Annotated in this window: 22 protein-coding genes and 1 pseudogene; 14 read left to right on the top strand and 9 right to left on the bottom strand. The window is 31.0% G+C overall.

Features of this window, described 5'->3' with window-relative positions:
* Positions 1–54: 54 nt before the first annotated feature.
* Both AJN60_RS08695 and AJN60_RS08690 read left to right on the top strand, forming a co-directional pair.
* The gene (locus tag AJN60_RS08695; protein WP_044778992.1) at positions 55–1,398 is read left to right on the top strand and encodes a TrkH family potassium uptake protein; all 1,344 of its coding nucleotides are present in this window, start codon (positions 55–57) and stop codon (positions 1,396–1,398) included.
* A gap of 10 nt (positions 1,399–1,408) precedes the next feature.
* Positions 1,409–2,059 (top strand): potassium channel family protein, encoded by a 651-nt coding sequence (locus AJN60_RS08690; RefSeq protein ID WP_002861975.1) that lies wholly within the window; start codon positions 1,409–1,411, stop codon positions 2,057–2,059.
* Here the strand turns inward: AJN60_RS08690 and AJN60_RS08685 are convergent.
* The 4 genes from AJN60_RS08685 to gltX are packed head-to-tail and all read right to left on the bottom strand — an operon-like array spanning position 2,056 to position 5,984.
* Positions 2,056–2,727, bottom strand: coding sequence for an MqnA/MqnD/SBP family protein (locus AJN60_RS08685; RefSeq protein WP_070286279.1), 672 nt, complete (start codon positions 2,725–2,727; stop codon positions 2,056–2,058). The two genes, AJN60_RS08690 and AJN60_RS08685, sit on opposite strands and share 4 nt — an antisense overlap.
* 5 nt (positions 2,728–2,732) lie before the next feature.
* Positions 2,733–3,359, bottom strand: a complete 627-nt coding sequence (gene upp, locus AJN60_RS08680; RefSeq protein WP_070286278.1) for a uracil phosphoribosyltransferase — start codon at positions 3,357–3,359, stop codon at positions 2,733–2,735.
* Complete coding sequence (locus tag AJN60_RS08675) at positions 3,356–4,591, bottom strand: malic enzyme-like NAD(P)-binding protein (protein WP_070286277.1); 1,236 nt, start codon at positions 4,589–4,591, stop codon at positions 3,356–3,358. The genes upp and AJN60_RS08675 overlap by 4 nt, the downstream gene beginning before the upstream one ends.
* 1 nt (position 4,592) lies before the next feature.
* Positions 4,593–5,984, bottom strand: coding sequence for a glutamate--tRNA ligase (gltX, locus tag AJN60_RS08670; protein WP_070286276.1), 1,392 nt, complete (start codon positions 5,982–5,984; stop codon positions 4,593–4,595).
* Positions 5,985–6,048: 64 nt separating this feature from the next.
* Between gltX and salC the strand changes: the two genes are divergently transcribed.
* Positions 6,049–6,864, top strand: coding sequence for a peptidylprolyl isomerase SalC (salC, locus tag AJN60_RS08665; RefSeq protein WP_070286275.1), 816 nt, complete (start codon positions 6,049–6,051; stop codon positions 6,862–6,864).
* Between the two features lie 36 nt (positions 6,865–6,900).
* Here salC and AJN60_RS08660 read toward each other — a convergent pair whose 3' ends face one another.
* Positions 6,901–8,232 (bottom strand): acetyl-CoA carboxylase biotin carboxylase subunit, encoded by a 1,332-nt coding sequence (locus AJN60_RS08660; protein ID WP_070286274.1) that lies wholly within the window; start codon positions 8,230–8,232, stop codon positions 6,901–6,903.
* Position 8,233: 1 nt separating this feature from the next.
* Positions 8,234–8,689 carry an acetyl-CoA carboxylase biotin carboxyl carrier protein gene (gene accB / locus AJN60_RS08655; protein WP_052949200.1) on the bottom strand — a complete coding sequence of 152 codons (456 nt, stop codon included), beginning with the start codon at positions 8,687–8,689 and terminating at the stop codon, positions 8,234–8,236.
* Positions 8,690–8,834: 145 nt separating this feature from the next.
* On the opposite strand from accB, the gene dcd reads away from it, so the two are divergent.
* From dcd to AJN60_RS08635, 4 genes and pseudogenes are all read left to right on the top strand, one after another.
* Positions 8,835–9,395, top strand: a complete 561-nt coding sequence (gene dcd, locus AJN60_RS08650; protein WP_002861983.1) for a dCTP deaminase — start codon at positions 8,835–8,837, stop codon at positions 9,393–9,395.
* A 49-nt stretch (positions 9,396–9,444) separates the two neighbouring features.
* Positions 9,445–10,449 (top strand): UDP-N-acetylglucosamine 4,6-dehydratase (inverting), encoded by a 1,005-nt coding sequence (pseB, locus tag AJN60_RS08645; RefSeq protein WP_070286273.1) that lies wholly within the window; start codon positions 9,445–9,447, stop codon positions 10,447–10,449.
* A gap of 1 nt (position 10,450) precedes the next feature.
* Positions 10,451–11,581 carry a UDP-4-amino-4,6-dideoxy-N-acetyl-beta-L-altrosamine transaminase gene (gene pseC / locus AJN60_RS08640; protein WP_070286272.1) on the top strand — a complete coding sequence of 377 codons (1,131 nt, stop codon included), beginning with the start codon at positions 10,451–10,453 and terminating at the stop codon, positions 11,579–11,581.
* Positions 11,574–12,891: pseudogene (locus tag AJN60_RS08635) on the top strand (DUF4910 domain-containing protein). Before pseC ends, AJN60_RS08635 begins: the two are co-directional and overlap by 8 nt.
* Here AJN60_RS08635 and AJN60_RS08630 read toward each other — a convergent pair.
* A complete protein-coding gene (locus tag AJN60_RS08630) occupies positions 12,874–13,617 on the bottom strand; it encodes an AAC(3) family N-acetyltransferase (RefSeq protein WP_044780594.1) in 744 nt (247 codons plus the stop codon). The pseudogene AJN60_RS08635 and the gene AJN60_RS08630 sit on opposite strands and share 18 nt — an antisense overlap.
* A gap of 90 nt (positions 13,618–13,707) precedes the next feature.
* Here AJN60_RS08630 and AJN60_RS08625 point away from each other — a divergent pair, with 90 nt between their 5' ends.
* The 5 genes from AJN60_RS08625 to AJN60_RS08605 are packed head-to-tail and all read left to right on the top strand — an operon-like array spanning position 13,708 to position 17,668.
* On the top strand, positions 13,708–13,932 hold the full coding sequence (locus AJN60_RS08625; RefSeq protein WP_070283072.1) for an acyl carrier protein: 225 nt from the start codon (positions 13,708–13,710) through the stop codon (positions 13,930–13,932).
* Entirely contained in the window at positions 13,926–14,834 is a 909-nt protein-coding gene (locus AJN60_RS08620; protein ID WP_070283070.1) for a class I SAM-dependent methyltransferase, read from the top strand. Before AJN60_RS08625 ends, AJN60_RS08620 begins: the two co-directional genes overlap by 7 nt.
* On the top strand, positions 14,834–16,396 hold the full coding sequence (locus AJN60_RS08615; protein WP_070286271.1) for an HAD family hydrolase: 1,563 nt from the start codon (positions 14,834–14,836) through the stop codon (positions 16,394–16,396). Before AJN60_RS08620 ends, AJN60_RS08615 begins: the two co-directional genes overlap by 1 nt.
* A complete protein-coding gene (locus tag AJN60_RS08610) occupies positions 16,386–17,447 on the top strand; it encodes a beta-ketoacyl-ACP synthase III (RefSeq protein ID WP_070286270.1) in 1,062 nt (353 codons plus the stop codon). The genes AJN60_RS08615 and AJN60_RS08610 overlap by 11 nt, the downstream gene beginning before the upstream one ends.
* Positions 17,447–17,668 carry an acyl carrier protein gene (locus AJN60_RS08605; RefSeq protein ID WP_070283065.1) on the top strand — a complete coding sequence of 74 codons (222 nt, stop codon included), beginning with the start codon at positions 17,447–17,449 and terminating at the stop codon, positions 17,666–17,668. The genes AJN60_RS08610 and AJN60_RS08605 overlap by 1 nt, the downstream gene beginning before the upstream one ends.
* Before the next feature lie 13 nt (positions 17,669–17,681).
* On the opposite strand, the gene AJN60_RS08600 is transcribed toward AJN60_RS08605, so the two are convergent.
* Complete coding sequence (locus AJN60_RS08600; protein WP_070286269.1) at positions 17,682–18,896, bottom strand: DUF2920 family protein; 1,215 nt, start codon at positions 18,894–18,896, stop codon at positions 17,682–17,684.
* Positions 18,897–18,956: 60 nt separating this feature from the next.
* On the opposite strand from AJN60_RS08600, the gene AJN60_RS08595 reads away from it, so the two are divergent.
* Positions 18,957–20,465 carry an AMP-binding protein gene (locus AJN60_RS08595; protein ID WP_070286268.1) on the top strand — a complete coding sequence of 503 codons (1,509 nt, stop codon included), beginning with the start codon at positions 18,957–18,959 and terminating at the stop codon, positions 20,463–20,465.
* A 39-nt stretch (positions 20,466–20,504) separates the two neighbouring features.
* Positions 20,505–20,732 carry an acyl carrier protein gene (locus AJN60_RS08590; RefSeq protein WP_002777686.1) on the top strand — a complete coding sequence of 76 codons (228 nt, stop codon included), beginning with the start codon at positions 20,505–20,507 and terminating at the stop codon, positions 20,730–20,732.
* Here AJN60_RS08590 and AJN60_RS08585 read toward each other — a convergent pair.
* On the bottom strand, positions 20,729–21,799 hold the full coding sequence (locus AJN60_RS08585; protein ID WP_052949187.1) for a hypothetical protein: 1,071 nt from the start codon (positions 21,797–21,799) through the stop codon (positions 20,729–20,731). The genes AJN60_RS08590 and AJN60_RS08585 overlap by 4 nt on opposite strands.
* Between the last annotated feature and the right edge of the window lie 10 nt (positions 21,800–21,809).

The raw sequence follows: 21,809 nt of genomic DNA, 5'->3' as shown, positions 1-21,809 counted from the left end.
AAAGTTTTAATAAGATAGAATACCCGCTTTAGATCATTATCAAATGGAAATTTTTTGAAACAATTTGGACTAGATAGACGAACTTTTAAAATTTTACTAGCTGGTTATATTATTATTGCATTGTTTGGGGCTTTATTGCTACATTCAAGCTGGGCACATACAACTCCTATTGATTTTTTAGATGCCTTTTTTACAAGCACATCTGCTGTTAGTATGACAGGATTAGCAGTTAAGAACACTGCGGTTGATTTTACCTTAGCAGGACAAATTATTATCTTGGCTTTGGTGCAAATTGGAGGCTTGGGATATATGGGTATAGGTTTGTTTGTTTATATACTCATACGCAAAAAAGTGGGATTTAGTGCAAGAAATTTACTAAAAGAGTCTTTATTTTATCCATCAATGGATGGTTTATTTAAATTTTTTAAAAAGGTTTTACTGTTCATTTTTACTATAGAATTGATAGGTGCTATACTTCTTACCATGCGTTTTGCCCTTGAAATGAATTTTAAGAAAGCTTTATGGTTTGGAATTTTTCATTCTATTAGCGCTTTTAATAATTCTGGGTTTACCATATTTGAACATGGACTTATAGCTTACAAACATGATATAGCAATTAATCTTATTATCACTTCTTTGATTATTATTGGAGGGCTTGGATATTTTGTTTTGGTTGAATTATACTTTTTTCAAAGAAAAAAATTGCAAAATTTAAGCCTACATACAAAAATGGTTGTTGTTGCAAGTATTTTTCTTATTTTCTCTTCAACGCTTATTATTTTTGCTTTTGAATACTCAAATCCTCAGACTATAGGACATTTTTCATTTTTTGATAAAATTTTAAGCTCATATTTTATCGCTATTAATTACCGCACAGCAGGATTTAACACCTTAGATATGGGACATTTGCATGATGCGAGCTTATTTTTTGGATCATTGTTTATGGTTATTGGTGGTGCACCAGGAGGAACAGCTGGGGGTATGAAAGTAACAACTGTAATGGTTTTATTACTCTATGCTTATTGGAGTATCCGAGATGGAAGAGTTAGAATTTTTGGACATGAAATTCCAAGAGAAACTATATCTAAAGCTTTTATTATAGCTGTAGGTTCAGCTGTTTATATAGTAATAGCTGTTATTTTGCTTTCCTTGCTAGAGTCAAATTTTGATTTTATAGCCTTGCTTTTTGAAACTTCTTCAGCTTTTGCAACCGTAGGAATTTCAGTAGGAAATGGTGGAACTTTATCTTTATGTGCTTTGTTTAGTGATCCTAGCAAGGTGATTATCATCATTATGATGCTAAGTGGCAGGATAGGTGTTTTTGCTTTTTTACTCTCGGTATTCAAACAAGACAAAGCTATTCATTTAAAATTCCCTGAAGGAAAGGTTAATTTATAAAGGTAAAATCGTGAAAAATCTTAATTATGGAATTATAGGACTTGGAAAATTTGGCTCAGTTGTAGCAGATGAACTCATTGCTGGAGGTCATACTGTTATCGTTGCGGATAAAGATGAGGAAACTTTAAAAAGTATACAAAATCCTCCAAGCTATGCTTATATTTTAGATTCTACAAATATTTCAGCTCTAAAAGAAGCAGGCTTTCATGATGTTGAAGTTGTTATTGTTAGCATAGGAGAAAATGTTGAAAAATCAATCCTTACTCTTATGGCGCTTAAAGATATAGGTGTTAAAAACATCATTGCTAAAGCAACCTCTAATATCCATGGTCAAATTCTTTCTAAGTTAGGTGCAACAAAGGTTATTTATCCTGAAAAAGAAAGCGCTAAAAGACTAGTAAAAGAATTTTTAACCAAAGATGCCGATTATGAAGTTTTTGATCTTTCAGCAAATACTATACGAGCTATTAAGATCAATATAGATGAAAAATTAGCAGGAAATTCTTTAAAACATGTAGCACAAAATATGAAAGTGATTTCTTATAAAAAATTAAATAGCGACTGGGAAATATTGCCTGATTTAGAAACCACAACAGTTTATAGTGGAGATGTTGTAATACTTCTTGGAACAGTTAAAGAACTTAGAGAATTTGAATACTAATCAAGATTTAAAGCCTTGCAAGCCTTTACAAAACGCTTTAAGGCTGTTTTTTCTTTAGTAGAAATTTTATGATATATAACTTCATCTAAATAATATCTAACATCTTTTACATCCAAATCCCTTGTTTTGGCATAATTTTGCAGTATATAATAAGGAATTTTAATCTTTGTTTTTGGAAATTTTTTCAAAATTTGTTTATATAAAGCTTTTTTTTGCACACAAGAAAATCTAGCAAAAACAAAAGGCAATCCTGTTTTTTCGTGCCATTTTGCACATAAATCGATATGTTTAGAAGGATCTTTTAGATAAAGCTTTAAAGCCTTATCACCTATAATTACTTTTCCATCTTGTTTTAATACTTTAGCCAGAGCGTTTGAAGTTGCTGAACTTGGATCTTTAGCATTTGATGTATTTTTTTCTACTAATACACTTAAAACTCTTTTATTAGCACAAATACCCAAATCTAAATTTTTATATTTTTTTCTAGCACTTTCTATGCTTGAAATGATAGCTGCATCAATTCTTCTATAAAATAAATCTTTATTTAGCTTACTTGGAACTCCTTTTTTATACTCCATACTTGCTTTATAACCATTAGGTAGGGGATATTTCTTAAGATATATATGTAAAGGTAAAAGATTAATATAATCAATTTTTCCAAAAATCATCTCTTTTAAAGAGTGTTAAACACTCTATCTCCTGCATCTCCAAGCCCTGGGATAATATAACCTTTTTCATTTAAACCTTTATCAATACAAGCTACGAAAACTTCCACATCATCATGCACTTGGCTAAATTTTTTCAAACCTTGTGGAGCAGCAAGTATGGATATAAATTTTATTTTTTTAACTCCTTGGCTTTTTAAAAAATTACAAGCCTCTATAGCAGTCCCACCTGTAGCAAACATAGGATCTATAACAATAGCAGTGCGTTTTTTTGCATCTTTGGGAAGTTTTTGAAAATAAAAATCCGCCTTTAAAGTTTCTTCATTTCTCACAAACCCCAAAAACCCAACACTTGCATCAGGAATCATCTTAAAAACACTTTCAAGCATTCCTAATGCAGCTCTTAAAATAGGACAAATCATAATTTTTTCATCAAGTTTTTTTACTGTAGTTTTTTGTATAGGTGTTGAAATTTCAATTTCTTTTAAAGAAAAATCTTTACTCGCTTCAAAAAGTAAAAAAGATGAAATTTCATCGATTAACATACGAAATTGAAAGGGCTTTGTCTCTTTAGCCCTTAAAATTCCTAATTTATGTTCGATCAATGGATGATTGATACAATGAATATTTTTCATTTTAAGCTTTCAAAATAAGCTTTCTCGTTAAAATTTTTTACCTTAGCCACACCATCTTTTACCGCAGCTGCTGCTACAGCTGTACTTACTGCAGCTTTTACTCTTTCATCAAAAGGTTTTGGTATGACATAATCTCTTCCAAATTCTAAAGCGCTTAAATTATAAGCCTTTTTAACCGCATCACTTACAGGAAGTTTTGCAAGATCTGCTAATGCTTTAGCAGCAGCTACTTTCATATTTTCAGTGATTTTACTTGCACGCACATCTAAAGCCCCACGAAAAATAAAAGGAAAACCTAAAACATTATTGATTTGATTTGGATAATCACTTCTTCCTGTTCCTACAATCACATCTTTTCTAAGTCTAGCCACATCTTCAGGCATCACTTCAGGGATAGGATTTGCCAAAGCAAAAATCACAGGATCTTTTGCCATACTTAAAACCATTTCATCATCAAGAATTTTTGGTGCACTAAGTCCTAGGAAAACATCAGCTCCTTTTAAAACTTCTTTTAAAGTCTTTTCCTTAGAATCAGCAGCAAATTCAAGCTTTTGAGGAGTTAAATCATTTCTATCCTTAGAAACAACACCTTTGCTATCTACTAAAATAATATTTTCGACCCCTAAATTTCTATACATCTTAGCACTTGCTATACCTGCGGCACCTGCGCCACTTACAACCACCTTAATGTCTTTAAATTTTTTACCGCTTATCTCCATAGCATTCATAAGTCCCGCAGTTGAAATAATAGCCGTTCCATGCTGATCATCATGCATTACAGGAATTCCTAAATCTTGCAAAGCCGCTTCAATTTCAAAACATTTTGGAGCAGCTATATCTTCTAAATTTATCCCACCCACAGTCGGAACCAAAGCTTTGCAAAAATTTACAATCTCTTCCACACTATGAACATCAATTTCTATATCATAAGCATTAACATTTGCAAATTTTTTAAACAAACAAGCCTTACCTTCCATAACAGGTTTTGAAGCCTGTGCTCCTATGTTTCCAAGTCCTAAAACAGCAGAACCATCACTAACTATAGCTACCAAATTAGCCTTATTTGTATAAGTATAAGCAAGCTCATTATCTTTAGCGATTTCAAGGCAAGGTTCTGCAACTCCTGGGCTATACGCCAAAGATAGATCATGACTTGTAGCCATTGGCTTACTTGGCACAATATCAATTTTCCCACCTAAATGGTATTTTAAAGCTTCTTCTTTTAAATTCATTTTATTTTCCTCTAACTTTTAAAAAATTTTCTATTCTTTTTTTACACTCATCAACCCCTAAAAATTCTAATACTTCAAAAATACTAGGACTTACCGCACTCCCTGTTAAAGCTATGCGTATAGGCTGAGCCAAATCTTTTAACTTTGCTTCTTTTTTTTCTAAAAAATCATTTGTAAAATCTTCAAAATCTTTACCTGTTTTTTGATCTTTAAGTGTATTAGCAAATGCTTGGAGCAATTCTAAATTATTTTCGTTAACAAATTTTTGCACTGCATTTTCATCATAATTTTGCGGTGCATTAACTATGCTTTTTGCACCATTGATAATATCATGCAAGGTTTTTGCACGCTCTCTTAATAAATCAAGTAAAAATCCTGCCTTTTCATAAACAGATAAATCAAAGCCAAGATCTTTAAGCTGACGGTTAATCTCTTCAAAAGGTAGAGTTTTAATATAATGAGCATTAAGCCATTCAAGCTTTTTAGCATTATAACAAGATGCGCTTTTATTGATATGATAAGGATCAAAAAGTTTTTTCAAATCTTCTAGCGAAAAAACCTCATCATCACCATGACTCCAACCTAAACGCACAAGAAAATTAAGCAAAGCTTGAGGTAAAATTCCCATTTCTTTGTATTCCATAACATCAGTTGCCCCATGTCTTTTTGAAAGCTTTTTACCATCTTCTCCATGTATCATAGCCACATGAAAAAATTTAGGAATTTTAAAACCTAATGCTTCATAAAGTACAATTTGTTTAGGAGTGTTTGAAAGATGATCATCTCCGCGAATCACATCGCTTACCCCCATTAAAGCATCATCAATAACAACAGTAAAATTATAAGTTGGGGTTCCATCACTTCTTGCAATGATAAAATCATCCATTATATCCTCTGCTTTAAATCTCACCTCGCCTTTAACCCCATCTTCAAAAACAATCTCACCGCTTTGAGGTGCTTTAATACGCACAACAGGTTCTATACCCTGAGGTGGCGTACCTTTAAATTCTCTATATCTTCCATCATATCTTGGGCGCTCTTTGGCAGCTTCTTGCTTGGTACGCAATTCTTCTAATTCTTCTTTACTCATATAACAATAATACGCCCTGCCTTCATCTAAAAGCTTTTTAACATATTCTTTATAAAGATCAAAACGCTCTGATTGGTAAGTTACTTCTCCATCATGTTCTAAACCACACCATTTAAAAGCTTCAATAATAGCTTTAGTAGCCTCTTTAGAATTTCTTTTTAAATCCGTATCTTCAATACGAAGTAAAAAATTTCCACCATTTTTTCTAGCGTATAAATAATTATAAAGAGCTGTTCTAAGTCCACCTATGTGCAAATACCCTGTTGGGCTTGGAGCAAAACGCGTTGTAAGTTTTTCGTGCATTTTTTGCCTTTTCTTAAATTTTTATTGATATAATGCGATATTTATACTTAAATAAAGGTTTGAAATGAAAAAAATTTTATTAAGTTTTGCATTTTTTGCAAGTTTAGCTAGTGCAAATACCATTAATGCTATAGCTGTAGTTGTAGACAAAGAGCCTATCACGACTTATGATATAGATCAAACTATGAAAGCACTTAAAATTGATAGAAATAAAGCTTTAGGCGTACTCATCAATGAAAAAATGGAAATTTCACAAATGAAACAACTGGGTATTGTAGTCAATGTTCTAGAGCTTGATGATGCTATAAATAAAATGCTTGCTCAAAACAAAACTACTTTAAATGCTTTTAAAGCAAATTTAAAATCCAAAAATCAAAGCTATGAACAATTTCGTGCAAATTTAAAAAAAGATTTAGAAAAAAGAAAGCTTTATGAAAAAATCGCAAGTATGGCAAAAACTGATTTTAGTGATGATGGAGCAAAAAAATTTTTCGAACAAAATAAAGATAAATTCACTTTTTATACACAAATTAATGCAAATATTTATTTATCAAACAATCCTCAAACTTTAGAAAATATCAAAAATACAAAAAAAACAATCCTTAAACCACAAAATGCATCTTTAAACACAAGCAATGCCGATCCAAGACTTTTAGGGCTTTTATCGCAAATTCCTGTTGGAGGCTTTTCCCCTGTTTTAAATGGAAAAAATGGCTATGAACTTTATGAAGTTAAAAGCAAAGATGGAGCACAAACTCCTGAATATGAGCAAGTTAAAAATGAAGTTTTAAACGCTTATGTAAGCGAACAAAGACAAAATTTCATACAGGATTATTTTGATAAACTCCGCTCTAAAATCAATATAGAATATTTAAGATAAAAATTACAATTAAAATTTCCCTTTAATAGGGAAATTTTAATGTCTTGCAAGATAATTTGTATCGTAGTTATTGTTAATAAAATCAGGATTTTCCATCATAGAAAGATGGAAATCTTTGGTTGTTTTTATCCCACTTATAAGTAACTCATCTAAAGCTACTTTCATTTTTGCAATAGCTTTATTGCGATCTTCTGCCCAAACTACAAGCTTACCTATCATAGAATCATAATAAGGAGGTACGCTATAATCTTGATAACAATGACTTTCCATTCTGACATTGCGTCCTGTGGGTGGAATGTATTTAGTAATCTTGCCTGGACTTGGCAAGAAAGTTTTAGAATCTTCTGCCGTGATTCTACATTCTATAGAATGCCCATTTAATTTAATACTTTCTTGAGATGGTAAGGCATAACCTTCTGCTACCTTAATCATTTGTTCTATGATATCAATCCCACTTACCATTTCACTTACACAGTGTTCAACTTGCAAACGTGTATTCATTTCTATAAAATAAAAGTCTAAATTTTTATCAACTAAAAACTCAAAAGTTCCCGCACCTTCATATCCTATAGCTTTGGCTGCCTTAATAGCAGTTTCATGAAGCTTAGTGCGTGTTTTTTCATCAAGCAAAATCGCGGGAGATTCTTCGATAAGTTTTTGATGGCGTCTTTGCATAGAACAATCTCTTTCACCCACATGAATCACATTACCAAAACTATCTCCTATAACCTGCACTTCTATATGGCGTGGATTTTGAATGTATTTTTCCATATACATAGTTCCATCACCAAAAGCTGTCATAGCCTCGCTTTCAGCTGACCAATACGCTTTTTCAAGATCTTTTTCATTTTCCACCACACGCATGCCACGGCCGCCACCGCCAGCAGCTGCTTTTAAAATCACAGGATAGCCTATTTCTTTAGCAAGTTTTTTAGCTGCTTCAGCTCCTGCTAAAGCCCCATCGCTTCCTGGGATTACAGGCACGCCTGCTCTTTGCATTACTTGTTTAGCTTTTGATTTATTACTCATTAAATTCATAGCTTCTACAGAAGGACCTATAAATTTGATGTTATGTTTAGCACAAATTTCAACAAAATTTTGATTTTCACTTAAAAATCCATATCCTGGAAAAATCGCATCTGCTTCAGCAATTTCAGCTGCTGTAATAATAGCTGGGATATTTAAATAACTTTCAGAACTTCTTGCTTTTCCTATACAAATGCTTGCATCAGCGTATTTTAAATATAAAGCATCTTTATCTGCTTCAGAATACACACAAATTGCTTTTTTACCCATTTCTTTAATCGTTCTTAAAGCGCGTAGTGCTATTTCTCCACGATTAGCAATTAATATGCTTTTAATTTCCATTTTATAATTTCTCCACCGCAAATAAAGGCATTCCAAATTCTACAGGCTGACCATCAGCAACTAAAATTTCAGCGATCCTGCAATCAAATTCCGCTTCAATTTCATTCATGATTTTCATCGCTTCGATAATAGCTATAGTATCGCCTTTTTTAACTGTGCTACCCGCTTTTACAAAAGGTGCTGCACCTGGGCTTGGAGCTTGATAGAAAGTTCCTACCATAGGGCTGTTTATACTTGGCTTGTTTGATTTTGCATTTTGGCTAGGTTGAGCTTCATTTACAACACTTACATTGATAGGTTGTGGAGCTGGAACTGGAGGACAAACAGGAGCTGGAACGTCGCAACACATATCTCTTTCAAGTTCTATTTCAAAACCATCTTGTTCTTTGATCTTAATTTTACTAATATTTGCTTCAGCAAAAAGGTTTACTAACTCTTTAATTTCTTCTTTTGTCATAAAATTCTCCTAAAATTTAAGAACTTAATCTTGTATTATATAAAAAAACTTAAAATTTAACTTTAAAAAAGAAAAAAATCATAAAAAATATAGATTTTTTAGGTTATAATCCTTATAAAAAATTACAAATATTAAAAGGTTAAAAATGGGCTTAAAAGCAGATAACTGGATAAGAAAAATGGCATTAGAATACAAGATGATCGAGCCATTTTGCGAAGCAAATATAGGAAAAGGAGTGATAAGCTATGGACTTTCAAGTTATGGCTATGATATACGCGTAGGGCGTGAGTTTAAAATTTTTACCAATGTTAATTCAACTGTAGTAGATCCAAAAAATTTCGTAGAAGAAAATGTAGTAGATTTTGAAGGTGATGTATGTATAGTTCCTGCAAATTCTTTTGCCCTAGCTAGAACTATAGAGTATTTTAAAATGCCTGATGATGTTTTAGCTATTTGTCTTGGCAAAAGCACTTATGCAAGATGTGGTATCATCGTCAATGTTACTCCTTTTGAACCAGGTTTTGAAGGACATATCACTATAGAGATTTCAAACACTACGCCTTTACCTGCAAAAATTTATGCCAATGAAGGCATAGCACAAGTGTTGTTTTTGCAAGGCGATGAAAAATGCGACACCACTTATAAAGACAAAAAAGGCAAGTATCAAGCCCAAACTGGCATAACCTTGCCAAGAATTTTAAAATAGGAACACTTGTTGCTTTAATTTTAAAAAAACTTAAACAAAGGAAGGCAAAATGTTTAACAAAAAAAATATCTTAATCACAGGCGGAACAGGCTCTTTTGGAAAAACCTACACTAAGGTTTTACTAGAAAACTATAAACCTAATAAAATCATCATTTATTCTCGTGATGAGCTCAAACAATTTGAAATGGCAAGCGTTTTTAATGCTCCTTGTATGCGTTATTTCATAGGAGATGTAAGAGATAAAGAGCGCTTAAGTACTGCTATGCGTGATGTGGATTTTGTTATACATGCTGCTGCGATGAAGCATGTGCCTATTGCTGAATATAACCCTATGGAATGTATAAAAACAAACATCCACGGCGCGCAAAATGTCATAGATGCTTGTTTTGAAAATGGGGTTAAAAAATGTATCGCTCTTAGTACGGATAAGGCTTGTAATCCTGTAAATTTATACGGTGCAACCAAACTTGCAAGCGATAAGCTTTTTGTCGCTGCAAACAACATAGCAGGTAACAAGCAAACACGCTTTGGTGTTACAAGATATGGCAATGTTGTAGGTTCAAGAGGTTCAGTGGTGCCTTTCTTTAAAAAACTCATCAGCGAAGGAGCTAAAGAACTTCCTATCACCGATACGAGAATGACTCGTTTTTGGATCAGCCTTGAAGATGGAGTAAAATTTGTACTGAGTAATTTTGAAAGAATGCATGGAGGAGAAATCTTTATCCCTAAAATTCCTTCGATGAAAATCACCGATCTAGCCCATGCTCTAGCTCCTAATTTAAGCCATAAAATCATAGGCATAAGAGCAGGAGAAAAACTACATGAAATCATGATTTCAAGCGATGATAGTCATTTAACCTATGAATTTGAAAACTACTATGCTATAAGCCCGAGTATTAAATTTGTAGATAAAGATAATGACTTTAGTATCAATGCCATAGGCGAAAAAGGACAAAAAGTAAAAGATGGTTTTTCTTATAGCTCGGATAATAATCCTTTATGGGCAAGCGAAAAAGAACTTTTAGAAATCATCAATCATACTGAAGGTTTTTAAAATGCTTACTTATTCTCATCAAAACATCGATCAAAGCGATATAGATACGCTTACAAAAGCTTTAAAAGATGAAATTTTAACTGGAGGTAAAAAGGTAGATGAATTTGAAGAAGCCCTTTGCGAATATGTGGGCGTAAAACACGCTTGTGTATTAAACTCAGCTACTTCAGCTCTTCATCTTGCCTACACAGCATTAGGTGTCCAAGAAAAAATCGTTTTAACCACTCCTTTAACCTTCGCTGCTACGGCTAATGCAGCCTTAATAGCTGGAGCTAAGGTAGAGTTTATCGACATTAAAAACGATGGCAATATTGACGAAAAAAAACTAGAAGCAAGACTTTTAAAAGATAGTAAAAATATAGGAGCTATTAGCGTGGTGGATTTTGGGGGAAATAGCGTTGAAATAGATGAAATTTCAAGCCTTGCTAAAAAATACAATATCCCTTTAATCGATGATGCAAGCCATGCTTTAGGTGCCTTATATAAAAGTGAAAAAGTGGGAAAAAAAGCCGATCTTTCTATCTTTTCTTTTCACCCTGTTAAGCCTATCACTACTTTTGAAGGTGGGGCTGTGGTGAGTGATAATGAAGAGCTTATCGCTAAAATCAAGCTTTTAAGAAGTCATGGTATTGTTAAAAAAAGACTTTGGGATAGTGATATGGTAGAACTTGGCTATAATTACCGCTTAAGTGATGTTGCTTGTGCTTTAGGGATAAACCAGCTTAAAAAACTCGATCGCAATCTTGAAAAAAGAGAAGAAATCGCAAGCTTTTACGATAAGGAATTTGAAAGAAATCCGTATTTCTCCACGATAAAAATCAAAGATTATAAAAAAAGCTCGAGACATTTGTATCCTATTTTGCTTTTTCCTGAATTTTATTGTCAAAAAGAAGAACTTTTTGAAAACTTACTTCATGCAGGAGTTGGTGTACAGGTGCATTATAAACCGACTTATGAGTTTAGTTTTTATAAAAAACTCTTAGGAGAAATAAAACTTCAAAATGCGGATAATTTTTACAAAGCCGAGCTTAGCATACCTTGTCATCAAGAAATGAATCTAAAAGATGCAAAATTTGTAAAAGATACTTTATTTAGCACTCTTGAAAAAGTTAAAAAGGGATATTGTGGATAAGCTAGACTTTAGAAGTCAAGATTTTGGCCAAACTGGAAAGGCTATGTATGAACTAGCTTGTGAACTTTTTCCTATCCCTAGAAGCATCACAGGGCAAGGTTTTAGAGCTAGCTTAAAAATTTTAAATAAAACTCTGGGGGGGGGGTATACTCAAATTTCACTCTATTAAAAGTGGTACAAAGGTTTTTGACTGGATAGTCCCTGATGAATGGAACGCCAAAGAAGCCTATATCATTACTCCAGAAGGAGAAAAAATTTGTGATTTTAAAAAGCATAATCTACACCTTCTAAACTATAGCGAAGCCATCGATCAAGAAATCGAACTAGAAGAACTTCAAGATCATCTTTACTCCATAGAAGAAATGCCTGATGCTATTCCTTATGTAACGAGTTATTACAAAAGGCGTTGGGGATTTTGTCTCACGCACAATGAAAGAAAAAAACTTAAAAAAGGCAAATACAAGGTCTATATCGATGCAAAACATGATGAAAATGGGGTTTTGGACTATGCTGATTTTATCCTACCTAGCACACAAAATTCAAAAGATGAAATTTTAATTTCAACTTATCTTTGTCATCCTTCCATGGCAAATAACGAGCTTAGTGGTCCTGTGGTGGCTATTTTTTTAGCAAAATGGCTTTTGAGTTTAAAAGAAAGAAGATATAATTACCGCTTTGTAATCATCCCTGAAACCATAGGCTCTATAGTCTATCTTAGCAAACATTTAGAGCATTTAAAAAAACATGTTAAAGCAGGCTTTGTGCTTTCTTGCTTAGGCGATGATCATGCTTACTCACTCATACACACACCCAAAAAAAACACTCTAAGTGATAAAGTTGCCTTGCATACGCTTAAAAATAAAAAAAATTTCAAAGCTTTTAGTTTTCTAGATCGTGGAAGCGATGAAAGACAATACAATGCTCCGCTTGTAAATCTTGGCATAGTAGGGGTATGTCGCACAAGATACGGTGACTATGATGGATATCATAACTCAAAAGATGATCTCAATTTTATCTCTGAAAAAGGCTTAATGGGTGGACTTTCAAGCATACAAGAAATGATTTTAAATCTAGAAATCAACGCTGTATATGAAAACACCATAGTATGCGAACCTAATCTTGGCAAAAGAGGACTATATCATACCCTTAGCACTGCCAATGACATTCCTTTGGCTTGTAATTTTTTGGCTTACTGTGATGGGGAAAATGATATCATCGATATAGCCAATATCTTAAATATGCAAGCTTATGAATTTAAAGAGCTTTTGGTAAAAATCTTAGAATATAAACTTTTAAGCATAACTCATTAAATTTTTAGCATGATTATCTTTAATATCCTTAACAATTATGTCATATGCCCTAGATAAATCAATTTTCTTAATGCAAAGATTTTCAAATTTTTTAAGTTCCATCACATTTTCTTTTATAAAAAGATCTTCCAAACCATTAACATCCGTTAAAACTCCATCTTTGCGAACAAACATATCATAAGTTTTTAATTGCGTAAATCCCTTTTCATCTGTATATAAAGCCTCAAAACTTTTGTTAAAGCGATAATCCACTTTTAAACATTCTTCCACATAATGCACAAAGGTAAAAGAATCTTGCAAAGGCAAATTTACAATAATCATTTTTGTATTATTTTTATACATAAAAGCAAAGGGAGAATTATTATCAAAAGCTCCTTTATTCTCAAGTGCAACAAGTTCTTTTTGAAATTTTCCAGTAACCGCAAAAGAATAAATAGGGTGTTTTGTTCTTCTAAAATCATCTCTTTTAAGAGCTATATTACCTAAAGCTCCAGTTTGTGATTTAGAATTTAAAATATCATATGCCAAACCTTTACAAAAATCCCAATTAAAAGTATGAATAGCTAATGTATCTACATTATCTTTCATACAATCTAATAAAAAATTTAATTTTTTTCTATTATCTCCATCTATATTTTGCAAAAATTGCATTAAATTCCCTGTAAATAAAATAAAATCATCTTTATTTAACTCTAAGAAATTTATAAATCGTATTATCTTTTCCATGTTAAAACCTAAATAAAATATTTTATAATTAATGAAAAATTTTATGATACAATATATTAATTTTCAACATTCTTAAGAAAGTGCTATACAATGGAAAAACAATTTTATGGAATTTTAGAAAATATCCTTGAAATCAAAGTAGATGAAAATACAAATTTAAGCATGGAAAATTGTAAAAACTGGACTTCTTTAGCTCATATTGATATCATTATGAGCCTAGAAGAAGAATTTGAAATCAAATTTAACAAAGAAGATTTAAGCCTCTTAAAATCTCAAAATGAACTTTTAAAAGCTATTAAGGAAAAATTATGTTAAAAAATACTAAAAAACTATTTAAACTCATAGAAGAAAAAAATGCTTTGCATAAAAAATGTTTAGATGGATTACAACTTTCAGATGAAGAGTATAATGATTTAGAAAAACTTATCATCTATTATAAAGATACATTGAACATCAATCTAGAAGAACAAGCTAAAAGTTATATAGTTGTACTCAATGACACTCTAGAAGAAACTAAATATTTTATAGAATTTGGAAAATATAGATATAGCACTTTAGCAGAAGTAGAAAATATGGTATATTTCAATGAAAATTATATGAAGCAATACATGGTGGGACTTGCTATATCTTCTTTTATTTGGAATGCTCATATTGAAGTTAGAAGATATTTTGCTAAATATATAGATAAAAAACAAGATCGAAAAAGCACTTATCTTGAAATCGGTCCTGGTCATGGAGAATTTTTTGTTAAAGCACTAAGAAGTCAAAAATTTATAGAATATTATGGAATAGATATTTCTCCTATAAGTTGTCAAATGAGCAAAGATATGGTAGAAAATCAATTTGGAGCAATTAATCAAAATAATTTTAAATGTGATTTTATATGTAAAGATTTCACTAAATGCAATTTCAACAATAAAGCAGATTTAGTTGTAATGGGAGAAGTTTTGGAGCACGTAGAGCAACCTTTACAGTTTATGAAAGATGTGAAAACTTTACTTAATGATGGTGGAGAAATTTTTGCAACCATCCCTATCAACGCTCCTGCTATTGACCATATTTATTTATTTTCCCATCCTGATGAAGTTAAAGATTTGCTTAAAAATGCAGGTTTAAAAATCAAAGAATGTGAATATTTTATGGCAAATAATTATTCTTTAGAAAAAGCATTAAAAACAAAAAATGCTATTGTTATGGCAGTGGTTTTGGAAAAATAATGAATCTTTTCTCACCCCATTTAAAACGCAATGAGCTTATAAAATTTGCCAAAGAATTAGACTTTAGTAAAAGTCAAGATCTTCTTATCAATATCCATAGAAATCATGCTTTTGAAGGAGTGCAAAGTATCATTACTCCTTTTTTACATTTTGCCAATTTAAAAGCTGAGTTTAATTTCAGCTCTTATGATGATAGTTTAAGTTTTGATAATTTTAAAGAAGCTAATTTGGAACTTTTATGGCTGGATTTAACCCGCTATAAAAATAATGTGCAAAATTTTCTAAAAGAAAGACTTTTAGCATTAAGAAAAATTTCACAAAGCCCTATTTTAGTCCTTAGTTTAGGAGAATTTAAAACAGATAAAAAAATTTTAAATTGCGAAATTTTTAATGTGGAAAAACTCATAAAAGAGTATTTTGATGAAGAAGATATTTTAGACTTAGCTAAAGAAGAACTTACAGGCTCTAAACTTAATAATAAAGCCTTGATTTTTTTAGCACAAATTTTAGGACTTAGCCTCATCCCTGCACTCATAAAACCTGCTCTTAAAGCTCTTGTACTTGATCTTGATAATACCTTGTATCAAGGAATTTTAGGTGAAGAGGGTATAGATAATCTTAATTTAAGTCCTTTGCACAAAACCTTACAAGAAAAAATTAAAACTTTTAAAAAACAAGGATTTTTACTTGCCCTAGCTTCAAAAAATGAAGAAAAAGACACAAAAAAACTTTTTGAAATAAGGAAAGATTTCATCTTGCAATGGGATGATTTTGATGCTAGAATGATCAATTGGGAGCCAAAGGGTGAAAATATCTTAAAAATTGCTAAAAAATTTAATATAAATACTAACGCTATGCTTTTTATAGATGATAATATCGCCGAGCTTGAAAATACCAAATTTACAGGCGTTAAAACACTTTTATGCGATGAAAATATACTTTATAAAATCAAACTTTTTCCTAATCTTTTAAAACTTTCAAATACCAAAGAAGATCAAATTCGTGCCAAAGATATAGCAGCCAATGCTTTAAGAGAAGAGCTTAAAAGCTTAAGTGATGAAGAATATTTTCAAAATCTTGAAATCAGCTTAAATTTTAGCAAAAATGATCTGCAAAATATCCCTCGCATTAGCGAACTTTTAGGCAAAACCAATCAATTTATCGCTAATTACACACGCTTAAATCAAGAAAAAGTCGCACAACACATGCAAAAAGAGCTCATTGTAAGTGTGAGCATGAGTGATAAATTAAACGATAGTGGGATTATCGCTATTTTTGTTTTTTCTTGCAAAGAAGGAAATTTATTTATCGATGATCTTTGTATTTCTTGTAGGGCTTTAGGTAGAAAACTTGAAACTAGAATGTTTTTTAAAGCCTTTGAGCTAGCTTTACATTTCTTTGATCTTAAAAACAATAATGCAAGGCTTTACTATCAAAAAGGCGAAAGAAATATGCCATTTTTAAGCTTTTTAGAACAAATTTCTAAAGAAATTGAAAAAAACTCAGCCCTTGTTTCATTTCAAAATTTAAACTTTAAAGGACTTATAATCCATGAAAACTAGATTTGATAAAGCCAAAATTTCAGGCATTTGCGTAAGCGTACCTGAACATAAAATTTGCATTGATGATGAGTTAGAAAGCGTTTTTTCAAATGATATTAAAACCCTTAAAAGAATGAAAAAAGTCATAGGTTTAAACACGCGTTATATTTGCGATGAAAACACTTGCGTAAGCGATCTTGGAAAACACGCAGCCAATACACTTTTACAAGGTTTAAATATAGATAAAAATAGCCTTGATGCACTCATCGTAGTAACTCAAAGTCCTGATTTTTTCATGCCTTCTACGGCTTGTTATTTGCATCAGCTTTTAAATTTAAGCTCTAAAACCATAGCTTTTGATTTAGGACAAGCTTGTGCAGGATATTTATACGGCTTATTTGTCGCTCATTCTTTGATACAAAGTGGCTTAGGTAAAATTTTACTCATTTGTGGGGATACTTTAAGCAAATTCATCCATCCTAAAAATATGAATTTATCCCCTATTTTTGGCGATGGAGTAAGTGCAACTTTGATTGAAAAAACGGATTTTAATGAAGCCTTTTTTGAACTTGGAAGCGATGGAAGACATTTTGATAAACTCATTATTCCAAAAGGTGCGATGAGAATACCTAGAATAGATATTTTTAACGACGATTCGCTCATGCAAACTGAGGAGTTTAGACAATTAGAAAATCTTTACATGGACGGAGCAAATATTTTTAATATGGCTTTAGAATGCGAACCTAAAAGCTTTAAAGAAATTTTAGAATTTTCCAAGGTAGAAGAAAAAGACATTGCTTTTCATCTTTTTCATCAATCTAATGCGTATTTGGTTGATTGTATTAAAGAAGAATTAAAACTTAATGATGATAAAGTTCCTAATTTCATCATGGAAAAATACGCTAATCTAAGCGCTTGTTCACTACCTGCCCTACTTTGCGAGTTAGATACTCCAAAAGAATTTAAAGCGAGCTTAAGTGCTTTTGGCGCAGGGCTTAGTTGGGGAAGTGCGGTGCTAAATTTCAAGGATTTATACACAAAAGATATTTTAATTTACACAAAGGAGAAATAATGACAAAAACTGAATTTTTAGAAGAGCTTAAAGAAGCTATGCATAGAGATGAAGACTTAAATGAAGATATACTACTTGATGATATAGATGAATGGGATAGTTTGGCTTTTGTATCTGTGATGGTGCTTTATAAAAATCTTTTTGCTTTAAAAATCACAGCCGAGGACTTGAAAAATTGTCAAAAAGTGAGTGATTTAATCAATTTAGCAAAGCTTGATTAAAACCTTTAAGGTTTTAATCTTTTATCTCTAATTCAAATTTATCTCCCGCATCTTTAAATATAAACACTTTATTTCCACAAGGATAAGAAATGGAATTTTCTCGCATAAAAGATTTTTTTCCTTGTAGTTTTTCAAGCATTAAAGGAAGTTCTTTTCTAAATAAGGCTTTATCAGGTATACCACAACCATGATCTAAATTTTTAATAAATTTTCCATCAATTTTATTTTCATCTATCAAATTTAAGGTTACATCGTAACCTAAAATTTTTAATATTTGCATGGTTTGTTCTTTAAAATTTGCTGGAGTTAAAGGATCTTCTTTACTATGATAACTCACATAAATAATATTTTTATTTTTTTGACTTTGTAAAATCAAATGATCTTTATTTAACAATGTTCTAATAAAATAATTTTCATTATTAAAAAAATAAGGTGAATTTTCTTTACGTGTCCAATGGGTTTTTACAAAACATTCTATTAAAATATGCGAACTATTTAAAACATAATCGCAACCGTCCTCCATTTCTCTTCCTAAAATATAATTTAAAGGTGGCAAAGCCGAACCTGAATTATCAATCACGCCATCCACATACCAAGGAGCTATCTTTGCTATGAGTAAAGATAGGTATCCTCCATAAGACCCCCCCCCATAAATTTTTGGTAAATCTGCAAATTTTGGAAAGCGCTTAACTAAATCTTTTAAAGCATTGATATGATCAATAGCTGCCATAATGCCAAAATTTTGATAATCTCCATTAGGCGGGATAAAAGTTGAAGTAAATTTCGCTTGATAATTTTGTACTAGTTTTCCTTGTGATTTTAAAGTAGCAATACAATGATCTAAATGATGATAATATTCTAAAGCATTATTAGAATTTAAATTTCTACCATCAATGTTAAAATCATTCAATACTTTAGAAAAATTTTCCAGATCTTCTTCTAAAAATTTTGCACTTGCATCGTATTTTAAAACATCTGAACGCCTTTGGCAAAAACAATGATAAAAAACATGCACTGCTACAACATCAAAATTTTTAGCAATATAATTTCTATAAGAGTCTAAAAAATATATATTTGCATTAGCTCCATAACCTCCTATGACAAAAACTATAGCTTTGAGATCTTTTTCATCATCATAACTGATGCGATATTCAAGTTTACTGGTTCTTTTTATATTTAATTCTACATCATCACAAGAATCAATTTCAAAGGTTTGGTTTATGAGCATATAAAGGCCTTTTTTATTAATTTATCGATATTATATTACAAAAAACTAAAAAGGCAAATCATGACAACCCACATCTATAACTTCCTAGAAAAAAGCCTTGAAAACTTTAGCGAAAAAACTGCTTTTATAGAACCTTTTGCCAAGGAAAGAAAAGAAATCACTTACAAAGACTTTGATCTTTTTTCTAAAAAACTAGCCAGTGAAATTTTAAGAAACCTAGGAAATGATAATCCTGCTCAAGCTCCTATTTTAATCATCTTACCCAAAGGGATTGATTGTTTGATTTCATTTTTTGGAGTGGCATTAAGTGGAAATTTTTATACCCTTTTAGATGAGAAAAGTCCTAAAGAAAGAATAGAAAAAGTTATAGAAGTTTTAAAACCTAAACTTTTTATCACTTCAAAGGACTTAAATTTTAACTTAGATTTGCCTACGCTTTATACACAAGACTTTGAAAGTTTTAATATAGATGAGAGTTTAATAAAAATTGCAAAAGAAAAACATATAGATACTAATTTACTCTATGTTTTCTTTACTAGCGGGAGCACAGGCATTCCTAAAGGAGTAAGTATAGCTCATAAGAGTGTGATTGATTATACTTTTTGGGTATGTGAGACTTTTAAATTTGATGAGAATGAAATTTTAGCCAATCAAGCACCGTTTTATTTTGACAATAGCATTTTAGATATTTTTTCAAGTGTAAAATCAGGAGCGACTTTACATCTTTTACCTAATCATCTTTTTGCCTTTCCAAATAAAATTTTAGAATGCCTTGAAAAAGAAAAAGTAAGCACTATATTTTGGGTGCCTTCAGTGCTGATTTATTTTGCAAATACTGAAGCTTTAAATAATTTTAGTTTAAACGCCTTAAAAAAGATACTTTTTTGTGGTGAAATCATGCCTAATAAACAGCTAAATATTTGGCGTAAACACTTACCCAATGCTTTATTTGCCAACCTTTATGGCCCAACAGAAATCACTGATGTGTGTTCTTTTTATATCATCAATCGCGCTTTTAAAGATGAAGAACTTCTACCTATAGGTAAAGCATGTAAAAACACAGAACTTTTAGTTTTTGATGAAAATATGAATTTCATAAGTCCTAAACAAATAGGTGTTAAAGGGGAGCTTTACGTGCGTGGAACTTCTTTGTCTTTAGGGTATTATAATGACAAAGAAAAAAGCAAACAAGCTTTTATACAAAATCCTTTGCATGATAATTATTTAGATTTACTCTATAAAACAGGAGATATTGTTTCTTATAATGAATTTGGAGAGCTTTTATGCTATGGAAGAGCAGATAATCAGATCAAATATATGGGGCATAGGATAGAACTTGGAGAAATAGAAAGCGTGATAAATTCTCATACAAGTGTAAAAAACAGCACTTGTATTTTTAAAGAAGATATTATTTGTTTTTATGAAAGTGAAAAAGAGATTAATTTTAAAGCTTTTTTAAAAGACAAATTACCTTCTTATATGATCCCAAAAAATTTTATTAAAATCGAAAAATTTAAGCTTAATCAAAATGGTAAAATCGATAGGAAATCCTTAAAAGAACTTGTTTAAATAAATATTTTATAATTTCAAAAAACCAAAGGAGTAAAAATGCAAGAAATCAAACAATTTTTTATCAATATAGAAAGAACAGATATCAATGAGAGTATGGAAAATCTAGTAAGTGAAGATTTTATCGATAGTATCGATATCATGGCTTTGGTTGCTGAAATAGAAAAATTTTACAAAAAACCCTTAAAAGCAGAATTTATCACACCTGAAAATTTTGAAAGCTTTGAAAATATCAAAAAAATGCTTGAAACTGCAATGAAAGACTAATCTTTCCTTGCAAGTTTAAGCTGTTCTTTTAAAGAACTGATGATTTCATTTTTAGAAACAATAATTTGTGCTATAAAATCCGCCACATCATCCCAATCTTTACTTAGTGTGTGAGTTAAAGTATAATTTTGTTCGTATTCTTCCCAATTTATAGGAGCAAAAAGAGAATTTTTATGCGGGAAATATTTGTTTTTTACCCATTCAAGCGAAGAAGCAAAATAATCCACATAAGCTTTGGCAATATCTTTTTGCACTGCAAATTTTAATCTTTTTTCTTTACTGCCTTCAAATTTTCTTCTTGCCATAAAAAGCAAAGAATTAAGATTATCCTGCTTTAAATCTTTTTGATTTAATCTTGACATAAGCTCCATTCCTAAAAGATTAAAACTTTCATTTTTGGTTTGTTTTAAAACAAAACTCTCATCCCATTCAAGTCCTAAATGATAAACAAAATCCTTGAGCAAAGTCCCTCCTACATAATCCTCCCTTAGAAGTCTTACTATCAAATTTTCTTCTCCAAATACCTCAGTATGAGTTTTACAAATCCATTCATAGTCAAAAATATATTTTCTAGGATGATCTTGTGGGGCAAAATCAGCAGAATAATATCCCATATTGTTTTTATGATCTTGAGAACAATGTGAGTTTAAATAACCCAAAGTATCCCTAAAATATACAATAATATAAACTTGAGTAAAACCTAACTCTCTCATAATCTTTTCTAAAATTTCTACATGTTTTTTGGTAGAAAAATCCCAAACTATACCCTCAGCTGAAAAAATAAATTTTTTATCTTTATGTAAAGCACTTTCACTTTTAAAATTTTCTATAGTTCTAAGAAGTCTTTCATTTGTGATATGACTTAAAACACTTTTCTCTTTTAAAATATTTTCCTTTTGAACCAACTCTAAAACCATATCCACCAAAGCCCAGTGTCTATTTGCCACTCTAAGACTTTTTGGGTAAATATAACCTTTTTGCAAAAGCTTTTCTTCATTTTGCATCAAAAAACCTTGTTTTTCTTGATTTCCTGTATTGGTAGTTCCTATATGTAAATATGCTGTCATTTTATATATC

The organism is Campylobacter sp. BCW_4323, assembly GCF_001763115.1.
Classification (GTDB): Bacteria; Campylobacterota; Campylobacteria; order Campylobacterales; family Campylobacteraceae; genus Campylobacter_D; species Campylobacter_D jejuni.
Note: the sequence above shows the minus strand (reverse complement) of the source record. Positions and strands in the feature narration are given on the sequence as shown.